This is a genomic window from Enterobacteriaceae endosymbiont of Donacia semicuprea, assembly GCF_012570535.1.
GTDB lineage: Bacteria > Pseudomonadota > Gammaproteobacteria > Enterobacterales > Enterobacteriaceae.
In genome coordinates this window covers 193793-195853 of record NZ_CP046210.1, presented here as the reverse complement: position 1 = coordinate 195853, position 2061 = coordinate 193793, and the positions used below count along the sequence as shown (strand labels likewise).

Sequence of the window (2061 nt, the reverse complement as noted above, 5' to 3'; positions counted from 1 at the left end):
GTCGTAATTACAGGACAAGTATCGTTACCATTAATTGGGACAGATGCTTTTCAAGAAATAGATATTATAGGAATGTCTTTATCATGTACTAAACATAGTTTTTTAATAACTTCACATAAAGAAATATCATCTATAATAGAAAAAGCTTTTTTTATAGCATTATCTAATAGACCTGGTCCAGTTTTAATAGATATACCTAAAGATATACAATTATTTCATAATGTACCTAAGCAAATAAAATCTAAAAATAAAAATTTTTTTCTTATTAAAAAAAAAAAAATTTCAATAAAAAAAATCATAAAAGCTAATTATTTATTAAAAAATTCTATAATGCCTATATTATATATAGGTGGAGGTGTAAATATAGGTAATGCCGTAAATACATTAAGAAAATTTGTACAAAAATCTAAAATTCCTACAGTAGTAACCTTAAAAGGTTTAGGAACTATAAATAATAAAAATCCTTATTATTTAGGAATGTTAGGTATGCATGGTAATAAAGCAGCTAATTATACCGTACAAAAATGTGATTTATTAATAGCTATTGGAGCAAGATTTGATGATAGAGTCACAGGAAATATAAAAAAATTTGCTCCTTTCGCAAATATTATACATATGGATATAGATCCAGCAGAAATTAATAAAATTTGTCAAGTAGATGTAGAATTATTGGGTAATTTAAATAATTTAATTCCATTATTAGAAATACCAAATAATATTTTAAAATGGCAATGTTATATAAAAAAAATAAAAAAAAAATATTCTTATTCATATAGTAATTTTTTTGATAATGATAAAATTTATGCTCCTTTTTTGTTAAAAAAAATATCAGATTTTAAAAATGAACAAACTATTGTTACTACTGATGTAGGACAACATCAAATGTGGGTTGCACAACATATAACTTTTTTAACTCCTAGAAATTTTATTACTTCAAGTGGTCTAGGAACAATGGGTTTTGGATTGCCAGCTGCAATTGGAGCTCAAATTGCTAAACCTAATCATACTGTTATATGTATTTCTGGCGATGGTTCTTTTATGATGAATATTCAAGAATTAAGTACAATTAAGAGAAAAAATTTACCTATTAAAATTATATTATTAGATAATAAAAGATTAGGTATGGTAAAACAATGGCAACAAATTTTTTTTAATAAAAGATATAGTGAAACTATATTATTTGATAATCCTAATTTTGTAAAATTAGCTGAATCTTTTGGAATATCAGGACATAGTATTTGTTATAATTTTGAAATTAAAAAAAGTTTAAAAGAAATTTTTTCTATGAAAAAACCTTATATATTACATGTTTCTATTAGTGAAAAAGATAATGTTTGGCCATTAGTTCCTCCTGGATATAGTAATGATAATATGATAGAGAAAAATTAAATGAATAAATATGAATTATATATTAAAACTAATAATAGCCCTGAAATAAGTGAAAGAATAATGAGAATTATTCGTCATAGAGGATTTTTAATTAAAACTGTAAATATTAATGTATTAAATAAATTACAAAATATTGTTTTTAAATTAATAATAAAAAGTTTTAAATCTATAGAAATTTTAGTAAAACAAATCGCTAAATTAATAGATGTATTAGATATAATTATAATATCATAAATCATTATAATAACATTATAATTATTTAAAATAAGGAAATATAGTAATGTCAAAAAAAAAAACAAATTTTATTTGGTTAAATGGAGATATTATAAAATGGGAAGATGCTAAAATTAGTGTTATGACCCATGCATTACATTATGGTACATCTGTTTTTGAAGGTATTAGATGTTATAAATCATGTAAAGGTTCTGTTATTTTTCGTCATCAAGATCATATTGATCGTTTATATAATTCTGCTAAAATTTATCGTTTTCCATTAAGATTTACTATACAAGAAATAATTAATGCTGTTCATATCATAATTAATATAAATAAATTAAAAGAAGCTTATATAAGAATCCTAGTTTTTATAGGAGATGTAGGTTTAGGAATTAATCCTCCTAAAAATTATTATGCAGATGTAATGATTAGTGCTTTTTTATGGAAAAATTATCT

3 protein-coding genes are annotated in these 2061 nt (G+C 22.2%); all 3 read left to right on the top strand.

Annotation, left to right across the window (positions count from 1 at the left end):
• A partial coding sequence (gene ilvB / locus GJT91_RS00935) for a biosynthetic-type acetolactate synthase large subunit (protein WP_246212891.1) occupies positions 1 to 1389 on the top strand: 1389 nt, incomplete at its 5' end.
• Positions 1390 to 1623: an acetolactate synthase 2 small subunit gene (ilvM, locus tag GJT91_RS00930; RefSeq protein ID WP_168868389.1), complete on the top strand. Its 234-nt coding sequence runs from the start codon at positions 1390 to 1392 to the stop codon at positions 1621 to 1623.
• Positions 1624 to 1669: 46 nt separating this feature from the next.
• On the top strand, positions 1670 to 2061 hold a 392-nt coding region (locus tag GJT91_RS00925), incomplete at its 3' end, for an aminotransferase class IV (RefSeq protein WP_211080619.1).